Source organism: Thalassobaculum fulvum, assembly GCF_014652915.1.
GTDB classification, from domain to species: Bacteria; Pseudomonadota; Alphaproteobacteria; order Thalassobaculales; family Thalassobaculaceae; genus Thalassobaculum_A; species Thalassobaculum_A fulvum.
In genome coordinates this window covers 62,675-85,314 of the sequence record NZ_BMZS01000015.1, presented here as the reverse complement: position 1 = coordinate 85,314, position 22,640 = coordinate 62,675, and the positions used below count along the sequence as shown (strand labels likewise).

The 22,640-nt window shown below is 68.5% G+C and carries 17 protein-coding genes; 10 read left to right on the top strand and 7 right to left on the bottom strand.

Going from position 1 to position 22,640, the window contains the following annotated elements; all coding sequences use genetic code 11:
- Positions 1 to 86: 86 nt before the first annotated feature.
- Positions 87 to 971 carry a transcriptional regulator GcvA gene (gene gcvA, locus IE246_RS26000; RefSeq protein ID WP_189995281.1) on the top strand — a complete coding sequence of 295 codons (885 nt, stop codon included), beginning with the start codon at positions 87 to 89 and terminating at the stop codon, positions 969 to 971.
- A 7-nt stretch (positions 972 to 978) separates the two neighbouring features.
- Here the strand turns inward: gcvA and IE246_RS25995 are convergent, their stop codons facing one another.
- From IE246_RS25995 to IE246_RS25980, 4 genes are all read right to left on the bottom strand, one after another.
- Positions 979 to 1,305, bottom strand: a complete 327-nt coding sequence (locus tag IE246_RS25995) for a hypothetical protein (protein ID WP_189995280.1) — start codon at positions 1,303 to 1,305, stop codon at positions 979 to 981.
- A gap of 14 nt (positions 1,306 to 1,319) precedes the next feature.
- Positions 1,320 to 2,216 carry a hypothetical protein gene (locus IE246_RS25990; protein ID WP_189995279.1) on the bottom strand — a complete coding sequence of 299 codons (897 nt, stop codon included), beginning with the start codon at positions 2,214 to 2,216 and terminating at the stop codon, positions 1,320 to 1,322.
- 92 nt (positions 2,217 to 2,308) lie between these two features.
- Entirely contained in the window at positions 2,309 to 3,079 is a 771-nt protein-coding gene (locus IE246_RS25985) for a cyclase family protein (protein ID WP_189995278.1), read from the bottom strand.
- A 46-nt stretch (positions 3,080 to 3,125) separates the two neighbouring features.
- On the bottom strand, positions 3,126 to 4,043 hold the full coding sequence (locus tag IE246_RS25980; RefSeq protein ID WP_189995277.1) for a DMT family transporter: 918 nt from the start codon (positions 4,041 to 4,043) through the stop codon (positions 3,126 to 3,128).
- 306 nt (positions 4,044 to 4,349) lie between these two features.
- Between IE246_RS25980 and IE246_RS25975 the strand changes: the two genes are divergently transcribed.
- From IE246_RS25975 to IE246_RS25960, 4 genes are all read left to right on the top strand, one after another.
- Positions 4,350 to 5,957, top strand: a complete 1,608-nt coding sequence (locus IE246_RS25975) for an ABC transporter substrate-binding protein (RefSeq protein ID WP_189995275.1) — start codon at positions 4,350 to 4,352, stop codon at positions 5,955 to 5,957.
- Between the two features lie 134 nt (positions 5,958 to 6,091).
- Positions 6,092 to 7,048 carry an ABC transporter permease gene (locus IE246_RS25970; protein ID WP_189995273.1) on the top strand — a complete coding sequence of 319 codons (957 nt, stop codon included), beginning with the start codon at positions 6,092 to 6,094 and terminating at the stop codon, positions 7,046 to 7,048.
- A gap of 10 nt (positions 7,049 to 7,058) precedes the next feature.
- A complete protein-coding gene (locus IE246_RS25965) occupies positions 7,059 to 8,120 on the top strand; it encodes an ABC transporter permease (protein ID WP_189995271.1) in 1,062 nt (353 codons plus the stop codon).
- A 4-nt stretch (positions 8,121 to 8,124) separates the two neighbouring features.
- Positions 8,125 to 9,780 carry an ABC transporter ATP-binding protein gene (locus IE246_RS25960; protein WP_189995269.1) on the top strand — a complete coding sequence of 552 codons (1,656 nt, stop codon included), beginning with the start codon at positions 8,125 to 8,127 and terminating at the stop codon, positions 9,778 to 9,780.
- A gap of 41 nt (positions 9,781 to 9,821) precedes the next feature.
- On the opposite strand, the gene IE246_RS25955 is transcribed toward IE246_RS25960, so the two are convergent.
- Complete coding sequence (locus tag IE246_RS25955; protein WP_189995267.1) at positions 9,822 to 11,885, bottom strand: DUF4231 domain-containing protein; 2,064 nt, start codon at positions 11,883 to 11,885, stop codon at positions 9,822 to 9,824.
- A 200-nt stretch (positions 11,886 to 12,085) separates the two neighbouring features.
- On the opposite strand from IE246_RS25955, the gene IE246_RS25950 reads away from it, so the two are divergent.
- From IE246_RS25950 to IE246_RS25935, 4 genes are read left to right on the top strand one after another with little or no spacing between them, the layout of a single operon-like run.
- Positions 12,086 to 13,441, top strand: a complete 1,356-nt coding sequence (locus IE246_RS25950) for a DUF4062 domain-containing protein (protein WP_189995265.1) — start codon at positions 12,086 to 12,088, stop codon at positions 13,439 to 13,441.
- Positions 13,438 to 14,454 carry an AAA family ATPase gene (locus IE246_RS25945; protein WP_189995263.1) on the top strand — a complete coding sequence of 339 codons (1,017 nt, stop codon included), beginning with the start codon at positions 13,438 to 13,440 and terminating at the stop codon, positions 14,452 to 14,454. Before IE246_RS25950 ends, IE246_RS25945 begins: the two co-directional genes overlap by 4 nt.
- Complete coding sequence (locus tag IE246_RS25940) at positions 14,451 to 15,710, top strand: hypothetical protein (protein ID WP_189995262.1); 1,260 nt, start codon at positions 14,451 to 14,453, stop codon at positions 15,708 to 15,710. Before IE246_RS25945 ends, IE246_RS25940 begins: the two co-directional genes overlap by 4 nt.
- The gene (locus IE246_RS25935) at positions 15,710 to 19,423 is read left to right on the top strand and encodes an ankyrin repeat domain-containing protein (RefSeq protein ID WP_189995260.1); all 3,714 of its coding nucleotides are present in this window, start codon (positions 15,710 to 15,712) and stop codon (positions 19,421 to 19,423) included. The genes IE246_RS25940 and IE246_RS25935 overlap by 1 nt, the downstream gene beginning before the upstream one ends.
- Positions 19,424 to 19,449: 26 nt before the next feature.
- Here IE246_RS25935 and IE246_RS25930 read toward each other — a convergent pair whose 3' ends face one another.
- The gene (locus IE246_RS25930; protein WP_189995258.1) at positions 19,450 to 20,304 is read right to left on the bottom strand and encodes a hypothetical protein; all 855 of its coding nucleotides are present in this window, start codon (positions 20,302 to 20,304) and stop codon (positions 19,450 to 19,452) included.
- Positions 20,305 to 20,362: 58 nt separating this feature from the next.
- Entirely contained in the window at positions 20,363 to 21,364 is a 1,002-nt protein-coding gene (doeB, locus tag IE246_RS25925; RefSeq protein WP_189995256.1) for a N(2)-acetyl-L-2,4-diaminobutanoate deacetylase DoeB, read from the bottom strand.
- A 207-nt stretch (positions 21,365 to 21,571) separates the two neighbouring features.
- On the opposite strand from doeB, the gene IE246_RS25920 reads away from it, so the two are divergent.
- Complete coding sequence (locus IE246_RS25920) at positions 21,572 to 22,627, top strand: TRAP transporter substrate-binding protein (RefSeq protein WP_189995254.1); 1,056 nt, start codon at positions 21,572 to 21,574, stop codon at positions 22,625 to 22,627.
- Positions 22,628 to 22,640: the final 13 nt, after the last annotated feature.

The following is a 22,640-nucleotide window of genomic DNA, read 5'->3' as shown; positions in this document are numbered from 1 at the left end:
AAGCCGGCGACATCTACCCGCGATACTGCCCTTGAAAAAGCGATCGTTTCTCCGACCTCTGTGAAAATGTCTCACAGGGTGACGCCATGACCCCGCTGCCGCCGCTGAACACCCTCCGGGCCTTCAACGCCGCCGCCCGGCACGGCAACCTCAGCCGTGCCGCCGAGGCCCTGCACGTCACCCACGGCGCCGTCAGCAAGCAGATCGCGGCGCTGGAGGCTTGGCTCGGGACGCCGGTGTTCGAGCGCACCGCCCGCGGCCTGGTCCCGACCGAGGCCGGCGCCGTGCTGGCCCCGGTGGTGGCGCAGGCCTTCGACGCGCTGGCCGACGGGGTGCGCCGGGTGCGCCGCGGGGCCGGGCCGTCGACCCTGACGATCAGCGTGCTGCCGTCGTTCGCCGCCCACTGGCTGATCCACCGGCTGCCCCGGTTCCTGGACCGCCACCCCGAGATCGACGTGCGGTTCTTCACCACCCGCCGGGTCGTCGACCTGACCCGCGAGGACGTCGACGTCGCGATCCGCTACGGCCGCGGCGACTGGCCTGGGGTGCACGCCGAGTGCTTCCTGCGCGAGACCCTGACCCCGGTGTACGCACCCTCGTTCCTCGACCGGCATCCGGGCCGCCTGCCGCTCGACCTGCTGGGCCATGCCATCCACTCGCACCACAACGACGACGACAACTGGCGGCGCTGGCGCGCGGCCGCCGGCCTGCCGGTGGAGGAGAGCCCGGCGGCGGCCGAATACGACGACACCGCGGTCGCCATGCAGGCCGTGCTGGGCGGCCAGGGCATCATGCTGGGGCGCAGCGCGCTGGTCCGCGACGACCTGGCGAGCGGCCGGCTGCTGCGGGCCTCGGAGGTCGATATCCCGGCCCTGGAGGCGAACTACCTGGTGTGCCTCGAGCGCAACCGGACCCGCACGGCGGTCCGGGCCTTCCGCGACTGGCTGGTCGCCGAGGCGGCGGACGCCTGACCCGTGCCTACAGGGCGACGATCCGGCCGACGACGGACAGCAGGCTGCCGGCGGCCTTGAGCAGGGCGGTGACGTTCTGGATCTGCGCGTTGGCGGCGGCCAGATCGGCGGTCGCCTTCTGAAGCTCCGCGCTGTTGGCCGCCACCTTGTCGGCGATCGCGGCGATCTGGGTGTTCTCGATCTTCTCGATCGCGGTCGACAGCGACGCCGACTTGACGATCGCGTCGTCCTGCTGGTCCTGGGTCAGGCCGGCAATGTAGGTCGGGTCGTCGAGCGTCGCCTTGGTAGCGAGCATCTGCGCCTTGGCGTCGTTCAGCTTCTGTTGCTCGTCCATGTCCGTCGCCCCGCTCACTGCTGCGTGTTGGACTCGAAGACGGTGACCACCGCGCCGACCAGCGCGAGGGCGTTCTGCAGCCGGTTCAGCGAACCGTCACCGCCGGTCACCAGCGCTTCGTAGTTGCTCTGCAGCTCGTCGGCCGCATCCAGGGCCGCGGACAGGGCATTGGCGATCGGCGCCGGCGCAAAGGTCTTCAGCCTTTCCGCCGCCCAGGTCTCGGGCAGCGGTTTGTCGAAGGCGTCGAACGCGACCTTCACCGCCGCGTCGGCCGCCGCCTTGGCGCGCGCCCGCTCCTGGTCGAGCAGCAGCGCGAACATCGAGCGCTGCAGGGCGATCGCCTCCTGGACCTTCGGCGCCGACGTCTTCAGGTGCTCCTGCAGCCGGGAATTGGCGAAGGTCGACACCGCCAGACTGACAAGCGGGCCGACAAGGCCGTTCAGCGATCTGCCGCCGATACTGATGTCCTTGATGCCGGGAGCGAGCTTCTCGAGCTCGTTGGCGGCATTGCTGGCGGCCTGACCCGCGGCGGCCGAATCGCCACCGGACGCCAGGACGTTCAGCTTGGTGAAGTAGCTGTCCAGCAGCCGAGCGTGCGACTTCATGGTGTTGAAGTGGGCGAGGCGCTCCGACAACAACTTGGTGTTGTTCACGAAAGCCGTCCTGACCGCCGCCTGCACCGCCTCCGGCCGGCCCACGGCACGCTTGCGGAGCTGCTCCAGGTCCGCGGAATCGCGGTTTACCGCCGACGCGAAGACCACGTCGTAGACTCGCGGAGCCTGGGTCGCGAACACCTCCCCGGACTGCGCGACCTGCGCGATCTGCTCGTTGCCGGCGCCGGCGCAGGCCGTCACCGCCAGCAGCACCAGCATGGCGCCGGCCCTGCACAGAGTCCTCAATTCCAGCGACATTGCCGATCCCTCCCGCTTGCCGGAGAGATCATGACTCGCCGAAAACGAGGAGTCACCCCAGCGGACAACCCCAAAGGGTTGCGGACGGCGGATCAGTCGCGCAGGACGGCGACCGGCCGGCACCAGCCGGCGCTGGCGGCTCTGACCTTGACCGGGAAGCAGATCACCTCGAAACCGGTCGACGGCAGGACCTCCAGATTGGCCAGCTTCTCCATGTGACAGTAGCCGCGCACCATGCCGGCGCGGTGGCCCTCCCAGATCAGCGACGCGTCGCCGGTCTCGGCGACCTTCTGCGCGGTATGGACGAACGGCGCGTCCCAGCTCCAGGCGTCGGTGCCGGTCACCTTCACCCCCCGCTCGGTGAGGTACAGCGTCGCCTCGCGCCCCATGCCGCAACCGGTGGTCACGTAGTCGGTCTCGCCGTAGCGCGCGCCGGCCGCGGTGTTGACCAGCACGATGTCGAGCGGCTTCAGCTCGTGGCCGATGCGCGCCAGCTCGGCCTCGACGTCCGCGGCGGTCGCGACGTAGCCGTCGCCGAAGTGCCGGAAGTCGAGCTTCACGCCGCGGCTCCAGCACCACTCCAGCGGCACCTCGTCGATGGTGATCGCCCGCTGCCCGCCGTCCATGGTCGAGTGGAAGTGATAGGGCGCGTCGAGATGGGTGCCGTTGTGGGTGGTCAGCGTGACCCGCTCGATCGCCCAGCCCTCGCCGCCCGGCAGCTGGTCCGGCGTGACGCCGGGAAAGAACCGCAGCATGCCTTCGGCGGTCTCCTTGTGGGCGAGGTACTCGATCTTCGGGGCCAGCCCCGGCGGGTCGGCGTAGTCGGTGTTCTCCAGCGGGCGCGACAGATCGACGAGTTGCATCGGGACCTCCCTGTTCGGTCCCGATGGTAACCCGGAAGCCGGCCCGCTAAAGGCTCGTGCTCTTCAACTTGGCCCGCTTCACGCCGCGCACCGTCTCGCGGTGGATGATGAACAGGCCGGAGGCGCAGATCAGCGACGCCCCCATCAGCACGCCCGGCCCCGGGAAGGTGCCGAACACGAACCAGCCGAACGCCAGCGCCCACAGCATCGCGGTATAGTCGAACGGCGCCACGACCGACGGCGGCGCCAGGCGGAACGCCTCGGTCATGAAGATCTGCGCGACCCCGCCCACCAGGCCGATCGCGAGCAGCAGCGACAGGTCCTCCAGGGTCGGCGTGACCCACTGGGCCGGCAACAGCACCAGGCTCGACAGCGCCCCGGCGACCGTGAAGTAGAACACCGTGGCCGACGACTTGTCGGTCGAGCCGAGCTTGCGCATGGCGATCATCGCCACGCCGTAGCCGAATGCCGAGCCGACCGCGAACAGCGCCATCGGATCCAGGTTGCCGGCGACCGGCCCGACCGTCAGCAGGGCCCCGGCGAAGCCGAGCCCGACCGCCCCCAGCCGCCACACGCCGACCCGCTCGCCGAGGAACGGGATCGACAGCAGAGTGCCGAACAGCGGCGCGGTGAACGAGATCGCCACGTAGTCGGCGAACGCCATGCGGGCGATCGCGTAGAACCCGACATACATCGAGCCGATGCCGGCGACCGTCCGCACCAGGTGCCAGCCGGGCCGCCGGGTCTTCAGCGCCGACCAGCCGCCCTGCATCGGCAGGTACAGGATCAGCGGGATCAGCGCCGGCGCGCAGCGGAACAGGATGATCTGCGAGGTCGGGTAGCGGCCGTCCAGCAGCTTGATGACCATGCCCATGGAGGCGAACAGCGCGACCGCCAGGACCTGCATGGCGATGCCGCGGCCATAACCGGCGGAGGGGGAGGCGTCGGCGGCGGTCGCGGCCATGGGGAAGTCCGGGGGGAGTGGCCGCGGCCCGCCGCCGCAACCTGCCGCATCATGATGCCTGATTGCTTAGGCAACGATACGTGCAATTGGCGCGGGGGAGCCATGCAGCGACGGCGGGCAGGCCCGCCCTGGAATCGGCCACACTCCGCCAGCATGCCCTCGAAGATCACCGAGAACATTGAATTCCAGAAAAATTTTCTAAGCCAATATAACCATAAAGTCCTATAGTAATCCAACCCGGGAAAATCATTGGGATCAGATCAGGCGCTATAAGGCCTGATTCCACTATTATCCAAAGGAGACACCATGACTGGCAAGTTCAACGAAGACCTGATGAGGAACATCGAAGACGCCGCCAGAAAAGGCAAACTCCCGCGGCGTGAATTCATCAAATACTCGGTCGCGGCGGGGCTGGCCGCCTCGACGGCGAGCGGGCTGTGGGTCGACAAGGCATACGCGGCTCCCAAGCGGGGCGGCACGTTCCGGTGGGGCATCCACGACGGCAACACGTCGGACACGCACGATCCGGGCACCTACGTCACACGTCAGATGATCTTCCTGGCGCACCAGTACCGCAGCTATCTGACGATGATTAACCCGGACAACTCGCTCGGCCCGGACCTCGCGACCGAGTGGACGGCGACCCCGGACGCCGCCGAGTGGACCTTCGCGCTGAACAAGAACGCGAGCTTCCACAGCGGCAAGAAGGTGACCGCCAAGGACGTGGTCGCGTCGATGAACCATCACCGCGGCGACAAGACGACGTCGGCCGCCAAGTCGCTGCTGACCGACGTCACCGACGTCGTCGCCGACGGCGATCACGCGGTGACCTTCAAGCTGGCACGGGGCAACGCCGACCTGCCGTGGCTGATGACCGACTACCACCTGGCGATCTGCCCGGCCAACGCCGACGGCACGATCAACTGGGAGTCCGGCGACGGCTGCGGCCCCTACAAGATCGACGAGGGCGAGTTCGGGGTGAGCTGGTCGCTCAGCCGGCACGACGGCTGGCACGGCGAGGGCGCGTATTTCGACAAGGTCGAGATGATCATCCTGAACGACCCGAACGCGCGCCAGACGGCCCTGGTGACCGGCGACGTCGACTGCGTCTCGCTGGTCGAGCTCAAGACCCTCGCGCTGCTGCAGCGCTCGCCGAACATCAAGGTCGACAACGTTCCCTCGGGCGCGGCGATCACCATGCCGATGTTCTGCGACACGGCGCCGTTCGACGACGTCAACGTCCGCAACGCGCTGAAGCTGTCGATCAACCGCCAGGAGATCATCGACAAGATCGCGTTCGGCGCCGCCACCATGGGCAACGACTTCCACCTCGCGCCGGTGCAGCCGTACTTCCCGGCCGACATCCCGCAGCGCGAGTACGATCCCGACCAGGCGAAGTCGCTGCTGAAGAAGGCCGGGGCCGAGGGCCTGTCGGTGAGCATCCACACCGCCGACAGCGTGTTCTCCGGCGCGGTCGACATGTGCGTGCTCTACGCCGAGCAGGCCAAGGCGGCCGGGATCAACCTGAAGGTCGTGCGCGAGCCGAACGACGGGTACTACTCGGACGTCTGGCTGAAGGAGCCGTTCACGGCCGTCTCCTGGGGTTCCCGCCCGACGCCGGACGTGATGTTCACGCTGGCCTACAAGGACGACGCGGCGTGGAACGAGAGCCGCTGGCGCAACCCGCGGTTCAACGAGCTGCTGCTGCAGGCCAAGTCCGAGCTCGACGACGCGAAGCGGGCCGAGATGTACCATGAGATGTGCCTGCTGATGCGCGACGACGGCGGAACGGTCATTCCGTTCTTCAACAACTTCGTGTTCGCGCGCGGCAAGAACGTCATGCACGGCCCGGATCTCGCCGCCAGCTGGGCGTGCGACGGCGCCCGGGCGCCCAGCCGCTGGTGGTTCGCCTGACCTGACGACGACCGCGTCGCCCGCCGGGGCGGCGCGGTCGCCCGTTTCCCGGCACCGGAAGCCCATCCGGCGCCGCGGACTTGCGACATCCGAAAAGAACGCCGCCCACGAGGCGGAGCAAGCGGAGGTAAGCCGTGGGCGACGTCTTAGCGATTATCCTCAAGCGCCTGGCCCTGGGCGTCGTGACCCTACTGGTAATCTCGGTCCTCATCTTCAGCGCCGTCGAAATGCTGCCCGGAGACGTCGCCGAGGCCGTGCTCGGACAGAGCGCCACCCCCGAAAACGTGGCGGCCATGCGGGAGAAGCTTGGCCTCGACCAGCCGGCACCGGTCCGCTACCTGAGCTGGCTGAGCGGCGCCGTCACCGGCGATTTCGGGGTCTCCCTGACCTCCGACGAGCGGGTGGCCGAGAAGATCGGCCCGCGTCTCGTCAGCACGCTGTTCCTCGCCACCTACGCCGCCGTGATCGCGGTGCCGCTGGCGATCGTGCTCGGCGTCCTGGTCGCGCTGCTGCGCAACACGGTGTTCGACCGGGTCGCCAACGTGCTGACCCTGACGTCGATCTCGTCCCCGGAGTTCTTCCTCGGCTACATCCTGATCCTGTACCTGGCGGTGAAGGCGCCGCTGTTCCCGGCGATCGCCAGCCTCTCCAAGGACATGAGCCTGCCGGAGCTGCTGCACCGGACGTTCCTGCCGGCACTGACCATGGTGCTGGTGGTCACGGCGCACATGATGCGGATGACCCGGGCGGCGATCATCAACCTGCTCGCCTCGCCCTATATCGAGATGGCGCGCCTCAAGGGGGCGCCGGCCTGGAAGGTCATCGTGCGCCACGCCCTGCCGAACGCCTGGGCGCCGATCATCAACGTCGTCGCGCTCAACCTGGCTTATCTGATCACCGGCGTGGTGCTGGTCGAGGTGGTCTTCGTCTACCCCGGCATCGGCCAGCTGCTGGTCGACGCGGTCAGCAAGCGCGACTTCCCGGTGGTCCAGGCGGTCTGCCTGATCTTCGCGGCGACCTTCATCCTGCTCAACCTCGCGGCGGACATCGGGGCGATCCTGACCAACCCGCGCCTCCGGCACCCGAAGTGAGGGCGTGGACATGAACTACTTCGTCATCGGCTACTACGCCCTCCTGATCGGTGCCTCCTGTCTCGCGGCGTTCTACGGGCGCCGGTCCATCTTCATGCTGCTGTTCTCGCTGACCCTGGTGTCGTTCGTGGTCGGCATCGTCGGCGGCGAGAGCGCGCTCTGGACGATCACGCTGTGCGCCGGCGCGCTGGCGCTGTCGGCGGGGACCGCCTACGCCTTCCGGGAGTTCCTGGTGAACATCTCCGGACGGGAGACCGCGAAGGCGCTGAAGACCGCACCTCTGACCGCCGCCTTCGGCATGTTCGTGATCTTCACCTATGCGGTGATGGGGATCTTCGCGCCGGTCATCGCCCCGCACGGCGAGGCGGAGGTCATCTCGTCCGCCTTCGCACCGCCCGACGACACCATGCTGCTGGGCGCCGACCAGCTCGGCCGCGACATGTTCAGCCGCATCATCTACGGCGCCCGCAACACCGTCGGCCTGGCGCTGTGCGCGACGTTGCTGGCGTTCTTCATGGGCGCCTTCGCGGGGCTGCTGGCGGCGACCAAGGGCGGCAACCTGGACCAGGTCATGGGCCGGATCGCCGACGTGATCATGTCGATCCCGTCGCTGATCTTCGCGCTGCTGCTGCTCTCGATCTTCGGCACCAACCTGATCGTGCTGGTGATCATCGTGGCGATCATCTACTCGCCGCGCGTCTTCCGCCTGACTCGGGCGGTGGCCGGCAACATCGTGGTGATGGACTACATCGAGGCGGCGCGGCTGCGCGGCGAAGGCGACCTTTACCTGATCCGCAAGGAGATCCTGCCGAACTCCACGGCGCCGCTGATCGCGGAGTTCGGGCTGGAGTTCTGCTTCGTGTTCCTGCTGATCGCCGGCCTCTCCTTCCTCGGGCTGGGTATCCAGCCGCCGACGGCCGACTGGGGATCGATGGTGCGGGAGAACGCGACCCTGATCTCGTTCGGCGAGATCACACCACTGATTCCCGCCGGGGCGATCGCGTTGCTGACCGTCGCGGTGAACTTCGTCGTGGACTGGATGCTTTGGCGTTCGGCCGGCCTCAAGGAGTGATGACATGGCAGAGAAACCCGAGAAGAGCGTTCTGCTCGACATCAAGGATCTGCGCATCGAGGGTTATTCCGACGAGAAGTGGATCGAGATCGTCCACGGGGTCAGTCTCACGCTTCGCCGCGGCGAAGTGCTGGGCCTGATCGGCGAGTCGGGCGCCGGAAAGTCCACCATCGGCCTCGCCGCAATGGGGTATGCCCGGGACGGATGCCGGATCTCCGGCGGGTCGGTCGAGTTCGACGGGATGGAACTCACGACGTCGACGGAGGCGGAGCTCCGGGTCCTCCGGGGCTCGCGGATCGCGTATGTCGCCCAGTCCGCGGCCGCGTCCTTCAACCCGGCGCACACCCTGATCGAGCAGCATGTCGAGGCGCCGCTGCACTACCGGATGCGCAAGCGGACGGAGGCCCAGGAGGATGCGATGGAGCTCTATGAGCGCCTGCGCCTCCCGAATCCGCAAGAGATCGGCTTCCGCTACCCGCACCAGGTCTCGGGCGGGCAGCTCCAGCGGGCGATGACGGCGATGGCGATGGCCTGCCGGCCGGATCTCATCATCTTCGACGAACCGACCACCGCGCTGGACGTGACGACGCAGATCGAGGTGCTGGCGGCGATCCGCGACATCGTCGACCAGTTCGACACTGCCGCGATCTACATCACCCACGATCTCGCGGTCGTCGCCCAGATGGCCGACAAGATCAAAGTGCTGCTGAAGGGCGACGAGGTCGAGGAGTCGTCGACCATCGAGATGCTCGAGCATCCCAAGGAGGAGTATACGCGGAGCCTGTGGGCGGTTCGCAGCTTCAAGCGGCCGCAGAAGGCACGGCCGGGCGGCGACGCCGTGCCGGTGGTGTCGGTCCAGCACGTCGACGCCGCTTACGGGCAGACCAAGGTGCTGGACGACGTCTCCTTCGATATCCACGCCGGCATGACCGTCGCCGTGGTGGGCGAGTCGGGCTCCGGCAAGTCGACGACGGCGCGCTGCATCACCGGGCTCCTGCCGCCGACTGCCGGCAAGATCCTGTTCAATGGCGAGGAGTTGCCGCCGAGCTATCGCAACCGCACCAAGGACCAGCTCCGCCAGGCCCAGATGATCTACCAGATGGCGGACACGGCCCTGAACCCGAAGGTGAAGATCCACGAGATCATCGGGCGCCCGGCGCAGTTCTATTCCGGGCTGTCTGGTGCCGCCCTCAAGGCCCGGGTCGACGAGCTCCTCGACCTGATCGAGCTCGAACCGTCGCAGTACTACAACCGCTACCCGCCCGAGCTCTCGGGCGGCCAGAAGCAGCGGATCGGCATCGCCCGGGCGCTGGCCGCCGACCCGACCTTCATCATCTGCGACGAGGTGACCTCGGCCCTCGACCAGCTGGTCGCGGAGGGCATCCTGAAGCTGCTGGACAAGCTGCAGCGAGAGCTCGACCTGGCCTACATGTTCATCACCCACGACCTGGCGACGGTCCGCGCGATCGCCGACGAGGTCGTGGTGATGCGCCGCGGCAAGGTGGTCGAGCAGGGGCCGAAGGACGAGATGTTCACCCCGCCGCACCACCCCTACACCGATCTGCTGCTGTCCTCGGTGCCGGAGATGGACCCGAACTGGCTCAGCACGGTGCTGGAGGAACGGGGCGTCGACAACGTCGGCGAGGCCGCCAACATCTGACCGGGCGGCGCGACGGGGGTCGGTCGGGTCGGCGAGACCGCCTACCCGACCTCCATCCGCTTGGTGTCGACGACCGCGAGCCAGTTGCCCACCTCGCTGACCATGTCGCGCCCGACCCGGACCATGCTGTTGCCGACCTCGACCATGGTGAGCGCGCTGTCGCTGTCGTCCCGGCCCAGCTCAGACAGCATCGGAGCCAGGTCGTCGACGAGGGAGGCTTCGAGCGCATCGCCCATCGCCCGGCTCCGCTGGCCCAGGAGCGCCCACTCCTCGACATGCCGAAGCGCGAACACGCTCGCCGCCATCACCGGCACGAGCACGGTCAGCAGGGTGAGACCGGTCTGCACCGGGGCTTCCACCTTGATGGCGAATCCATAGATCCCCAGTTTCGCCAGCAGGATCAGGACCGTCAGCACGACGGCCCATTGCCCCAGCGAATCCGAGACCTTGTCGAGCCGTTCGACCCGGGCCGTGTTGATTCGGTGGTACCTGATCTGGCCGAGCAGGAGATCGCGGCACGCCGCGGCGGTCGTCCCGATGCGCGTCTGCTTGTCGCTCAGATTCTGCGCGGCAAGCCCGATCTCGCGGGTGACGGCGTTGACGTACCAGGTGACCCACTTCGGCACCGCGCCGCCGACATGGGCTTCGCCCGCCGCCACCGACAGCGGGAGCACCCGGCCGAACGGTGCGAGCGCCTGGTTGACCCGCAGGAGCTCGGCCAGCAACCGGTAGTGCTGCCACCGCTCCTTCATCCGCCGGCTGTTCGCATGGAACACGAGTGCCGCGACACTCGACAGGACGACGAGCTCGGCGATCGCCAGGGCGGCCTTCCAGTCCTTGGACCAGTCCTTGGGAACGACCAGGGCCAGGGCAGCGAACACGATCGCGAGCATCGCCAGGAACATCACGAGCAGCGTCAGGGTCCGCATCGCCTTGGCGAGCTCGGTGGCGATCGTATCGGGAACCAGATAGGCGCGATGGTAGGCCGGCGAAACGCCGCTTGGCGCGCCGCCATCGGCCGCACGGTCAGCGGGCGACTGCTTCTGGTTTGCCGGGTCGATTGTCTCCCACGCCCTTCCGTGCCCTTTCTCTCCGAGCTTCGTCTCGATTTCCTCGAGTGTCTTGCTTTCGAGGGCTTCGCGCTCAGCGGACGAGAACAGCCGGTCCCGCAGCCAGTCGTGCAGCGTGAGCCAGCGAACGAAGGCGCTTGCCCCCCGTGCCGAGCCGCCGCACGTCCGCACGCTCTCCTTGTAGAAATGGTCGAGCTGGTCGGCCTCGCTCGGCTTGTGCCCTTCGACGAAGCCCAGCGGGTGCCGCAACGAGATCCCGTGGTGCGTCCCGCCGGCCTTCGTCGAGCCGGGGATCGACAGGACGGCGTCGAAGTGATCGTCGAGCCGTTTTCGCAACGCGGCGGCGCCCAGCCCGTCCGGCGCGATGATCAGTTCCTTGCGATGGCCAATCCAGCGGATCGCCGCCTCGGGATCGCCTCCGGCGGTCTCGCCGGCCGCGTCGATCCAGACGACGGGGATGCCGAGGCGCACGGCCTGTTCGACCTGCTCGGCGGTGCCGCCCACGCCGGCCGCCTCCCTGCCGTTCCAGATCGCGACCAGCAGGTCGCAGTGCCGTACCAGGGTGCGGCCGTTCTCCTGGTAGGCCCGGTTCCGCATAGCCTTGTCGATGGGCTTCCCGTCGTCGCCCCGCCGACCGTCGTGGACGAACAGCCGCTCGGCCTTGCCGCGCAGTTCCTCGTGCCGCCTGAGATCGGCCTCCTTCCCCGCGAAGTCGCGGGCGAACTCCTCCGGCGAGAACGGCAGCGCGACGTGCAGGGTCGCGCCCGCACCGACAGCGGCGCCGGCCAGCAACAGGTCCGACCCGGCGGCGAGACTGCTCAATGCGACGAGCGTTCCGGCCCCGCGGTAGGCCTGCCCGAGGCTCTTGCTCGACCCGAAGTCGCGAAGGCAGTCCGACAGGGCCCCGAAGATGCGCTGTGCCGCCGCGACGTGCGGTGCGCTGTCCATCTCGACCGAGATATGACCGACGCAGGCCACGCGAAACGTCAGGCACGGCGTCGGCGGCACGACTTTCTCGCTGCGCGCCCTGCTCATCCTTCCCCCCGATCCCTCGGCGGAACGCGTGCTCGGCCGCCCGGCCGGAACTGTCGGTCGCCCCACCTTCCGCACCCCAAATCGTGACCTGCGACCACCAGAATCGCAAGCGAGGGGTTGGCGAAACAAAACCACTTGTTGCAGCATGAGGCTGTCGCGCGTCACACGACGGGATTCACCTGCCACATGACGTTTCACTGATGAACGATCACGACGGGGAAGACATCCCGGGCTACATGCGTCTCCTGGAGCGCTACCCGCGCACGTCGAGGATCTTCGTCAGCAGTACCTACATCGACCTGGAGAGGTACCGGTACAGGATCGTGTCCGCGATCGACAAATCCGGCCACTATGCCGTCGACGCGCACCACGTGCCCAAGTCGAACTCGGAGGTCTGCGCCTGGCTGGATCGCTTCATCCGACGGTCGGGCCTGTTCATCGGCTTCTATGGTTTCCGATACGGCAGTCGCGTCGCCAACGATGCGAACGCCCCCTCGTACACCGAGTTCGAGTACGACAGGGCACGGGAACACCTTGAGCCGTCCCTGATCTTCGTTCTGCTCCCGAGAGAGGGATCCCATCTCGAGACCGAACTGCAGGAAGAGCGCGCCGCCTTCTATCGATCGGCGTACTCCGACAACGACGAGATGGTTCGGGCGGACATCGACAGACAGAACGAGTTCCGGAACCGGATGACGCGGTCGGCATCGTCCCCTGTTCTGGAGGAAGGACGACTGGGGTACCCGGCAGGGGACACGGTGTTCTTTCATCGAGCCGTGGAAACGGTCGACAGTGCCGATCACCTGCACGACTGCGTCTGGCGGCTGGTGACCAGCACCGTCGGGGTCGGCTCGATGATGGCCAGCCCGAGGCCAGGCGACGGCGCCGCCATTGCCGAGACCTTCGACCATCCGGCCCTGGATGCCGCCGTCGAGGCGATCGGTGCCTGGCAGGCCGCCGGCTTCGACGGCCGACCGGCACCGGCGATGTGCCTTCTGTTCAATGGATCGGACAAGGACGGCCAGCACGCGCTGGTGCGTGCCCTTCAGGAACGAAACGACCTGGACGCCGAACTCGTCACGGAGCCGATCCGGGTCGGGGGGCATGCCAACAGGCCGGACTATCCCAACGGCGATGTCGAGCTGGTCTTTCGCGAACTGTACACGTTGCTGGACGCTTCGCCGAACGGCGACGACTACACCGATCCCGACGGGTTCGCCGAGACGATCTACGCCAGCGAACTGCCGATCATGCTGGGTGTCTGCCATCTGAGTCTGCTTCGAGGCGGCCTCAAGCTCTTCGTCCAGAAGTTCTGGAAGCCGGTGCAGGCAGCCCTGCTGCGGATGCATCGCGAGCAGGGCCGCAAGGCCGACGAGCGCAGCTTCGTGCTGATCGTCACCCACGAGCGTCCGTTGCCGGCCGACGTCGATGTCGTGCCCGGCAAACCCGCCAAGGCCGCCGACCTCGACCGTCCGATCCTGATCGAAGGGGTCCGGCGCGGGTCGGCGCACGTCGCGGCACCCGTTCCCTCCCGAGCCAAGGACGATCGGTCATGACGGTTTCGCAAGGCTACAAGACGTTCACGGGCCTCGGCCCCGAGGGTGGCGAACGCTCCTACGTGATCTCCCGGGAAAAGGCCCGCCGCGTCGACTTCGCGATCAAGCTCGGGCGGCCGCTGATCGTCGAGGGCGAGGCCGGGTGCGGCAAGACGAGGCTGGCCGACGCCATCGCCGCCGAGCTCGGTCTGGCACCGCCGATCGTCATCCCGGTCCGCAGCAGTTCCAGGGTCAACGACCTGTTCTATCGGTTCGACGCCCTCCGGCGCCTGCAGGACAGCGGCATCCCGGCGAACCAGGAGCAGGCCCAGTACGCGTTCAACTACATTTCGCTGGAGCCGTTGGGAAAGGCGATCGCCGAGGGCCAGGAGCGGGTCGTTCTGATCGACGAGGTCGACAAGGGCGACGTGGACTTCCAGAACGACATGCTGTTCGCGCTGGAGCGCTTCCAGTTCCCGATCGACGAGATTCCGGAGTCCGAGGCCGAGCTGGCGGCGGCGAAAGGCCTCGCGCCGGTGATGGAATGGCCCGGGGGGCGGGACAGCACGGCCGCGCGGCCGATCATCCTGTTCTCCAGCAATCGCGAGAAGCCGCTGCCCAAGCCGTTCCTGCGGCGCTGCCTGTATGTGGAGCTCACCTTCCCGGACAGCGTCGAGGACCTGACCGAGATCGTGCAGGTCAACCTGCGCGACCGGTATCGCGCCGGGCAGTCGCGGGTCGATTCCCTGCGCGCCCTCTCGGACCGCACCGTCAGGGCCGCCGTGGAGGCGTTCCTGCGGATGCGCGACCACGCCGAAAAGAACAACGCGGTCAAGAAACCGGCGACGGCCGAGCTGGTGGACTGGGTGCACGTGCTGCACCTCGAGAAGGTCGACCCGGAGGACCTCGCGCTCGACCTGCCGCCGTACTGGGACATCCTGTTCAAGGACTGGAAGGACACCGAGCAGATCGGCAGGGTGCTGGCACCGGCCGCCGGCGGAGACCAGAAGCCGGGCGCGAAGCCGCGCCGGTGAGGCACGAGACCTTGGCTCGCCCGACCCCGACACAACTGCTGCTCTTCGGCGTCTTCAGCCGCCTGCGGGCCGAGGGCATGCCGCTCTCGGTGACGGACTATCTCGAGGCCCTGCGGGCACTCGAAGCCTTTCCGGAGCCGTTCCTGTCCATGCACGGAGCGAACGGGGACGACGACCGACCGGCGAGCCTCCCGCCGGTGAGCCCGCGTCACCGGGCGCGCGCTCAGCTGACCTGGTTCTGCCAGACGCTGTGGGCGCGCGATGCGGACGAGGAGCGCCTGATTGAGTCGATCGTGCGCTCGGATGTCCCGGCGCCCCCCGCCGCTACGGCCGCTCGCTTGCGCGACGCCCTCGATCCGGTCGGCTCTCCCGACCCGGCCACGTTCGAGACCAGGCCCCTCGATCCGCCGACCGACCAGAAGCCCCCGGGAGGGGCGGTATCCAGGATCGCGAAACAGGCCTATCTGCCGCCCGGCCAGGCCGACGACGAGTTGGAGTGGGAGAACCGCGTCTCGCAGGACGACATCCTGCTCGGCGTCGAGCTGATCGAGTCCGGCGGGAACCGCCTGCCGACGGTCCACCACCTGGAGATCCCGGGAACCAACCGGTTCTCGATGCAGCCGCAGCAGCTGATGGATCCGCTGTGGCTGACCGCGATGTGGCGCCGCTTGTTCCGGCCGAAGCGGACCGAAGACCGCTCGCGCATCGACCTCCAGGGCACCGTCGGCGCGATAGCCCGGACCGGGTACCTGAGTTCGCCGGTCTACGCCACCCGTCACACCAACACCGCCCGCCTGACCATCCTGTTCGACGTCGGCCCCCATATGGAGCCGTGGCGGGCGTTCCGGAACCTGGTCCGACAGTCGCTGGAACAGGGGACGAGCCGGCTCCAGCAGATCAAGATCGGGCACTTCGTCGGCGCGCCGGGCCGGAAGCTCTTCGAGGACGAAGGCATCCGCAAGGGTGTCGAGATCGACAAGTTCCTCTTCGACATGAAGGGCGCCCCCCTGCTGGTGATCGGCGAGGCCGGCTCGATCGGCAGACCGCGGCTCGACCTCGACAGACGTATGGCCGCGTTCCACGCCGCCACCCAGAGATCCGACATCCGGCCGGTCGTCTGGGTCAATCCGATGCCCGCCGAGCGATGGTCGCCGGCGTTCCGGAACATCCATGACGCCGCTGCCGGTTTCCACGGCCTGCCGTTGAACCCGGACGCGCTGCTGACCGCCGTCGACATCCTGCGGGGCAACCGGTGATGAGCGAAGCAGGCCCCGCCCGCGGCATGGAGGCGCAACAGCGCGTCAACGCCTTCTTCAAGGCCTGCGGCGGCCCGTCGCTGCTGCTGTGCGCCCACGCCGCGGTGCTCGAGAGGCTTCGACCGGAACCGCTGGCGCTGATCCGGCGGAACTTCCTGCCCCCCGTCTATGCGGCCCGCGCCGACCTGGACGCCGACGTGCTGTACGGCCCGCTGGCGGATCCGCAGGGAAACGACTACTTCGCGATCGACAAGGAGGTCCGCCGCATCCTTCTGACGGCGCTCGACGCGTACGGAGGACGCAACGGCAACGCCGGCTTCCTGACCAGCCAGGTGGCCCGGTTCCTCCGCTACTACGCGCGCTGGGCCCGCGATCGCGACCAGGTCCGGCTGGTCAGCGACCCACGGTTCGAAGGATACCTGGACGAACTCGATTGGGTGGCGCTCGGGTTCGACGAACCCGACAAGGCGGCCGCCATCGTCGACGGCCTGCTGGACGGCCTGGACGCGGACGGGCCGGCAAGCTCGGTGCGCATCGACGTCGGTACACCGGCAGCACTGCTGTCGTTGCCGATGAAGAGCCGGTCCAGCCGTCTGGCCGGGCTGCAGGCACTCGAGTACGCCCGCCGCGGGGAGATCGCGCAGGCGCGACGACTGATCGAGCCGTTCGCCTCGCTCCCGGCGTCACTCCGTGGCGACGGCGGCCGGACCTTCTCCTCCCTCCTGGGCGGGTACGAGTCCGGGGCGGACGCCGACCGCGCCGACCGCAGGGACGCGCGCGCTTCCACGGTGAGCGAGCATGCGCCGCCGCCGTCGATGGCAGCCGGGCGCGCGGAACCCTCCACCATCCCGGACGATGCCGAGGACAGCGACCTGCACGTCGCCGTCAGGAGCGGGGACGCCGACCGGCTGCTGATCTGTCTCGAGACCCGGACCTTCGATCTGGACGCCCCCGGAGCCGACGGCAAGAGCCCGCTGCGGATCGCCGCCGAGCTGGGGCTGCTGCAGCAGATCGGCGATCTCATCGAGGCCGGCGCCGACATCGACCTGGCCGATGCCACCGGCGTCCCGCCGCTGATCGCCGCCATCGACGAGAACCAGGAACCGGCGTTCGCTCTCCTGCTGGAACACGGGGCCGACCCGAACGCCCGCCGATCGAACGGCACCACGGCCCTCATGGCGGCCGTGTCCGGGATTCGGACCGGGATGACCGGAGTGCTCCTGGATCGCGAAGTGGAGCTTTCGCCGACCAACGAGCGCGGTCACGGCGTTCTGGAGATCGCGGCGGCGGTCGGCGACCTGCCCCTGTTCACCACCCTGACCGAGCGCGGCTGTCGGATCGAGCCTCGGAGCCTTCCCGGCTTCTCGCTCATGCAGTGCGCGGCCTATGGCGGACACCCGGACATCATCGGCGCGGTGGTCGCCGCCGGTGCCGACCCGAACGGAGACGAACACGCCGACTGGCCGACCGTCGCGATCGCGGCGTTCCGGAACCGAGCGCACGGCGTCGACGCGCTGATCGACCTGGGGGCCGATCCGGACCGCGCGACCTCGGACGGCTGGACTCCGCTGATGATCGCCGCCTCTCTCAACCTCGCGGACGTCGTCTCCGGCCTGCTCCGGCACGGCGCCGACCCGAACGTCGCGAAGTCGCCGGACGGCTACACGGCTCTGCTCGTCGCCTGTTACCCGGAGCGGGCGGACGGCCTGCGCGCGCTCCTGACCTCGCGCTGGCTGGACCGACGGCAGGTCGGACGCGATCGGCGGTCGGCCCTGCTGATCGCCGTGCAGTCGGGCGATCCGGCCGTCGTTCGCGCCTTGCTCGAGGACGACGCGATCGAGCGCAACGCGCGGACCGATCACCTCCCGCCGATCTGGAAGGCCATCGAGCTCGACAAGCCCGAAATCCTCGCCTTGCTGTACGCCGACCCGCTGGTGAGCACCAGGCTCCGCCGCGACGGCGATACGGTGATGGACTGGGCCGTCAAGACCCACAACGTTCCGGCGATCCGGGCTCTTCTGGCACGTAGACCGCGCCTCGACGACGTCGATCAGGCGGGCGACACGCTCATCATGAAGGCGGTGGCGCGGTTCGACCCCAAGGTCGCCGACGATTGCGAACGGATCCTGCGGCTGCTCCTGGAGGCCGGCGCTCCGGTCGAGGCTCCTCTCGAGCACCCCGAGCGAGTGCCGATCTGGGAGGCGATCCGGCGGGACAACCAGGCATTCGTCCGGCTGCTGATCGAGTACGGCGCCGACGTCCATGTCCCGGGACCGTCCCGGCAGACCTTGCTGCACGTCGCGCCGGCCGACCTCGTGGATCTGCTGGTCGAGCGCGGGCTCTCTCCGAAGGCTCCCGACGCGGACGGGTTGACGCCACTGATGTCGGCCGCCCGGGTCGGGGCGAGCGACCGGGTCCAGGCCCTGCTTCGACACACCGACCCGAACACGGTGACCACGGCCGGCTGGTCGGCACTGCACTTCGCCGCCCGCCACGGCGACGCGGACCTGATCGACCTGCTCACGAAGGCCGGGGCGGCGGTCGATCTCAGTTCCGAGGTTCCTCCGCGGACCCCCCTGCAGGCGGCGGCCGAGGTCGGAGCCCGGGAAGCCTGCGTGCGCCTCGTCGAGAACCGGGCCGACATCGACCGTCACACGGCCCTGTCGGCCACGCCGCTGCTGCTGGCGATCGGCAACGGCCAGTTCACCACCGCCGTCGAACTGATACGCCGCGGCGCCTCGCTCGCCATCGTCGACCCGCGCACCGGCGCCAGCGCGCTCGACGTCTTCGAGCGCCGCGCCGGGTTCGAGGCCGAGGCCGGTATCGGCGACGCCCAGACCACCGCCCTGCTCGCGACGCTGCTGTCCAGCGAGCGGGCCCCCTCGACGCTCCCGGTGCCGCCGCCGCCCGCCGCGCTCGCCGGCCGCGAGACCGAGGTTCTCCCGGCCGGTGACGGAGCCACCGAGGGCGAGGTCCCTCAGCGCGGGCCGGCGTCCGGGGTCCCGTCCGAACCGGGCCCGACCGCCGCCGACCCGCAGGCGCTCGCCAACGGCGTCCTCGTGGCCGGTCTCGACGCTGCGCCGGAGTCGGCGGGCCTGCCGGCCCCCTGGACCGCGGTCTCCGGTGCCGAACACTCCCGATTCCTGGCGCAGATCCGGCCGGTCGACGGCAAGCATCAGGTGCCGGACGAGCACACCCAGGTCGCCTCCACGACGCTTCCGTTCTATCGGGACGTTCGTCTCATCCGGGTGCGGGACCGTCTCTGGGAGCACCGCCACCTGGCGATCTTCTACCTCTCGCACGGACCGTCGCTGTACCGGCTGAACGGCACGTCCCCCCCGATCCACGAGGTCAACGCCAAGGCCGGCCTGTCCATCACCGAGGCGAACGCGCTGGCGTATCTCCGGTTCTTCTGCTTCTTCGTGAGGGGCGAGGAAGGGCCGTTCTACATCCTCGAATCCACCGCCGACCCCTGCCTGAACCCGGCCCTGAGTCCGCGCGCCGTCGAGGTCGTTCGAAACACCATCCGACCCGCCAGCCTCGAAGGGCGGAACGGGCGGGGCCATTTCCTGGCCGACGCCGTCATCGCCTATTCGAACGCGCTGTTCATCGGCAACTTCGGAATCCAGCCGACCGGCATGATCGACATGATCGACGACGAGCCGATCGCGGCCGACCTCAACGCCCGCGTGGTCGACGTGCCGGTCAGCTGACCCGGCCCGTCGCCTCCCGCGGGTCTTCAGTTTCGCCAGCGCAACGGCGAGTTCGGCCCGTTCTCGATAATCGAATCGAAGGCCGCCGGGTCCCAATGCGGCGGGCTCGAACCGCCGAACGGCCCGCTCTTCGATCTCCAGTATGCCAGGATCTGCGGGAACTGATTGAACTCCAGCCCCGCTTCCGAAAGGATCCGCCGGTCCAGCGGGAACAGACGAAGGTCGCGGCAGGTTTCCAGCAGCTCCAGCCGCTCGACCGGGCTCGACGTCCGGGCCAGCGCCTCGTACAGAACCTTGGGGTCGTCGGAGCCGAAGCGCGCCCGGGCACCGCGCCGACCCGGCTCGATGAGCTTGTCGAGAACGAGCCGGGCCCGGTCGGCCATCGCGCCCTGCGATATCCGCGCGACGTAAACCGCCTTCAGCAAGGCATTCAGATCGGGCTGCGTGATCCCCGGGGCGCTGATCAGCACCGCCGAGCGCATTCGGTGCACGCGCTCGAAGGTCACCACCTGCGCGCAGAAGATGCAGGCGGTCACGACACTGTCGAGGTCCCAGTAGCGACCGCCCTGTACGAGCAGTTCCTGGTACTTCTGGGATCGAAACCCGCAGAAGCAGCACCGGGACGCGTCGCGATGCAGGACCGCCGCCTGGATCCTGCCGACGCTGGCCGGGCCGGTGCAGAGGTCCCAGCCGCTCGGATCCTTCGTGATGCTATGAGACAGCTGGATGGTCAGCGGAACATCGCTGCTGCCGGCCGACCACCTGACATGCGTCGCTGCGAGCGGATCGAATCCGGGGCCGACCGCCGATACCGAGGTGCTGTCTGTCGATACCCCCATGAGCGCGGCGGCCTTTCCTTGCCGGCTGGTCACTGACGGCATGCTACCGGATCTGGCGAACGGCGGAAGGCCGCACGGGCCGGGCGTGCGGATCGGCCGCCTACAGGTCCACCGCCACGCTCGCCAGGAAATCGCCGGCCTGCACGAGCCCCGGGAAGTGGCGGCCGATCAGCACGCCGCTGCGGCGCGCCACGTAGACCGCCGGCTCGTGCGACGGCTCGTCCATGGAATGGATGCGGGCGACCGGCTGGCCCTCGGCGACCTCGTCGCCCAGTTCGGCCAGCGGCTCGTGGATGCCGTTGCGCTCGGCGGCGACGAAGCAACGCTCGTCCGGCATGTCGACCATCCGGCTGGGTTCGGCGATCTCCGGCTCGCCCCGCAAGATGCCCATGTGCTTCAGCACGTTGCGCACGCCGGTCGCGGCCACCCGGTTGGAGCGCACCGTCGAGCTGCCGCCGCCGGCCAGCTCGGTGGTCACGAACAGCTTGCCCAACCCCTCGACCCAGGTGTCGAGCATGCCTTCGGCGTCCAGTTCAAGCATCACCACGCCGACCGGCGCGCCGAACGCCTCGACCGCCGCGATCGCCCGCGCTTCCAGCGCCTTGTCGGGCAGACGGTGGGTGGCCGCGAACGGCACGAAGTCCAGGGTCTTGCCGCCGGAATGCAAGTCGAGCACCAGGTCGGCGCGCGGCACCAGGACGGTCGCCACGTAGTGCGCGATCATCTGTGTGATCGTGCCGTCCGGCCGGCCGGGGAACGACCGGTTCATGTTGCCGCCGTCGATCGGCGAACAGCGGGTGGCCGACCGCACCGCCGGATAGTTGAGCCCGGGGAGCACGATCACCGTCCCGCTGACCTCGACCGGGTCGAGAGTCCGGGCCAGGTCCCGCAAGGCGATCTGGCCCTCGTACTCGTCGCCATGGTTGCCCGCCACCAGCAGCGCGCACGGGCCGTCGCCGTTGCGGATCACCGCGATCGGGATGCGGATCGAGCCCCAGGCGCTGTCGTTGCGGGAATGCGGGACCACCAGCGCCCCGAACCGCTTGCCGTCGGCGTCGAGGTCGATGGTTGCCTGGATCTTCGAAGGACGGTCGATGCTCATCCCCGGATGCTGGCGAACCCGGACGGCCCGGTCAATCGTGCGCGCCGGCTATCGAACCGTGCGCACGACCGTTGCCCTCACAGTCTTATGACATCTACCATATCAGCGGCGACGGGGCGCGGACACAGAAGCCGGATGCCGCCCGTCACCGGTCCAGACCGGGGCACGGACCGCTATGCACGGCCCCACCATATGGGAGGAAACGGAATGCGCCTGAAACCCCTGCTGCGAGCGGCCGGACTGGCGATGCTCGCCGGCGGCTTGGTCCTGACGGCCGCGAGCGGCGCCGACGCCAAGCGCGAGCGCTGGAAGCTCGCCAGTTCCTACGGTTCCAACCTCGACGTCATCGGGGCCAACATCACGCGGACGCTCAAGAACATCGAGACCGCGACCGACGGCGACCTGAAGATCCAGTTCTTCGAGCCGGGCGCGCTGGTTCCCGCCCTCCAGGTGTTCGACGCGGTCTCCACCGGTTCGGTCGACGCCTCCTACTCGTCGGCCGGGTTCCACGCCGGTAAGCTGCCGCACATGATCTTCTTCGCCTCGGTGCCGTTCGGGCCGAGCGTGAACGAGTACTTCGGCTGGATGGTCGGCGGCGGCGGCTACGAGCTGTATGCCGAGGAGTACGGCAAGTACAACGTGGTGCCGCACGTCTGCGGCATCGTCGTGGCGGAATCCTCGGGCTGGTTCCGCAAGGAGATCAACTCGACCGAGGAACTGCGCGGGCTGAAGATGCGGTTCTACGGCCTCGGCGCCAAGGTCATGGAGAAGTTCGGGGTCTCCACCCAGCTGCTGGCCGGCGGCGACATCTACCCGGCCCTCGAGCTCGGCTCGATCGACGCCACCGAGTTCTCGTACCCCTCGCTCGACCGGAACCTGGGCTTCTACCAGATCGCCAAGCACAACTACTTCCCGGGCTGGCACCAGCAGGCGTCGCTGCTCGAGGTGATCATCAACGGCGACAAGTGGAAGGGCATCACCGACGGCCAGCGCAAGGCGGTGGAGATGGCCTGCGGCGAGGCCAACATCTGGTCGATGGGCAAGGCCGAAGCGAGCCAGGGTGAGGCGATCGCGTTCCATCAGTCGAAGGGCGTGACGATCCACAAGTGGCCCGACGAGACGGTCGCCAAGTTCCAGCAGGCCTGGGACGAGGTGGCGCAGGAACAGGCGGCGTCGAACCCCGAATTCAAGCGGATCTACGACGCCTACACCGCGTTCCGCACCAAGTATGCGCCGTGGAAGGAAATGGGCTACCTGAAGTAGCCGGCGGGCCGCA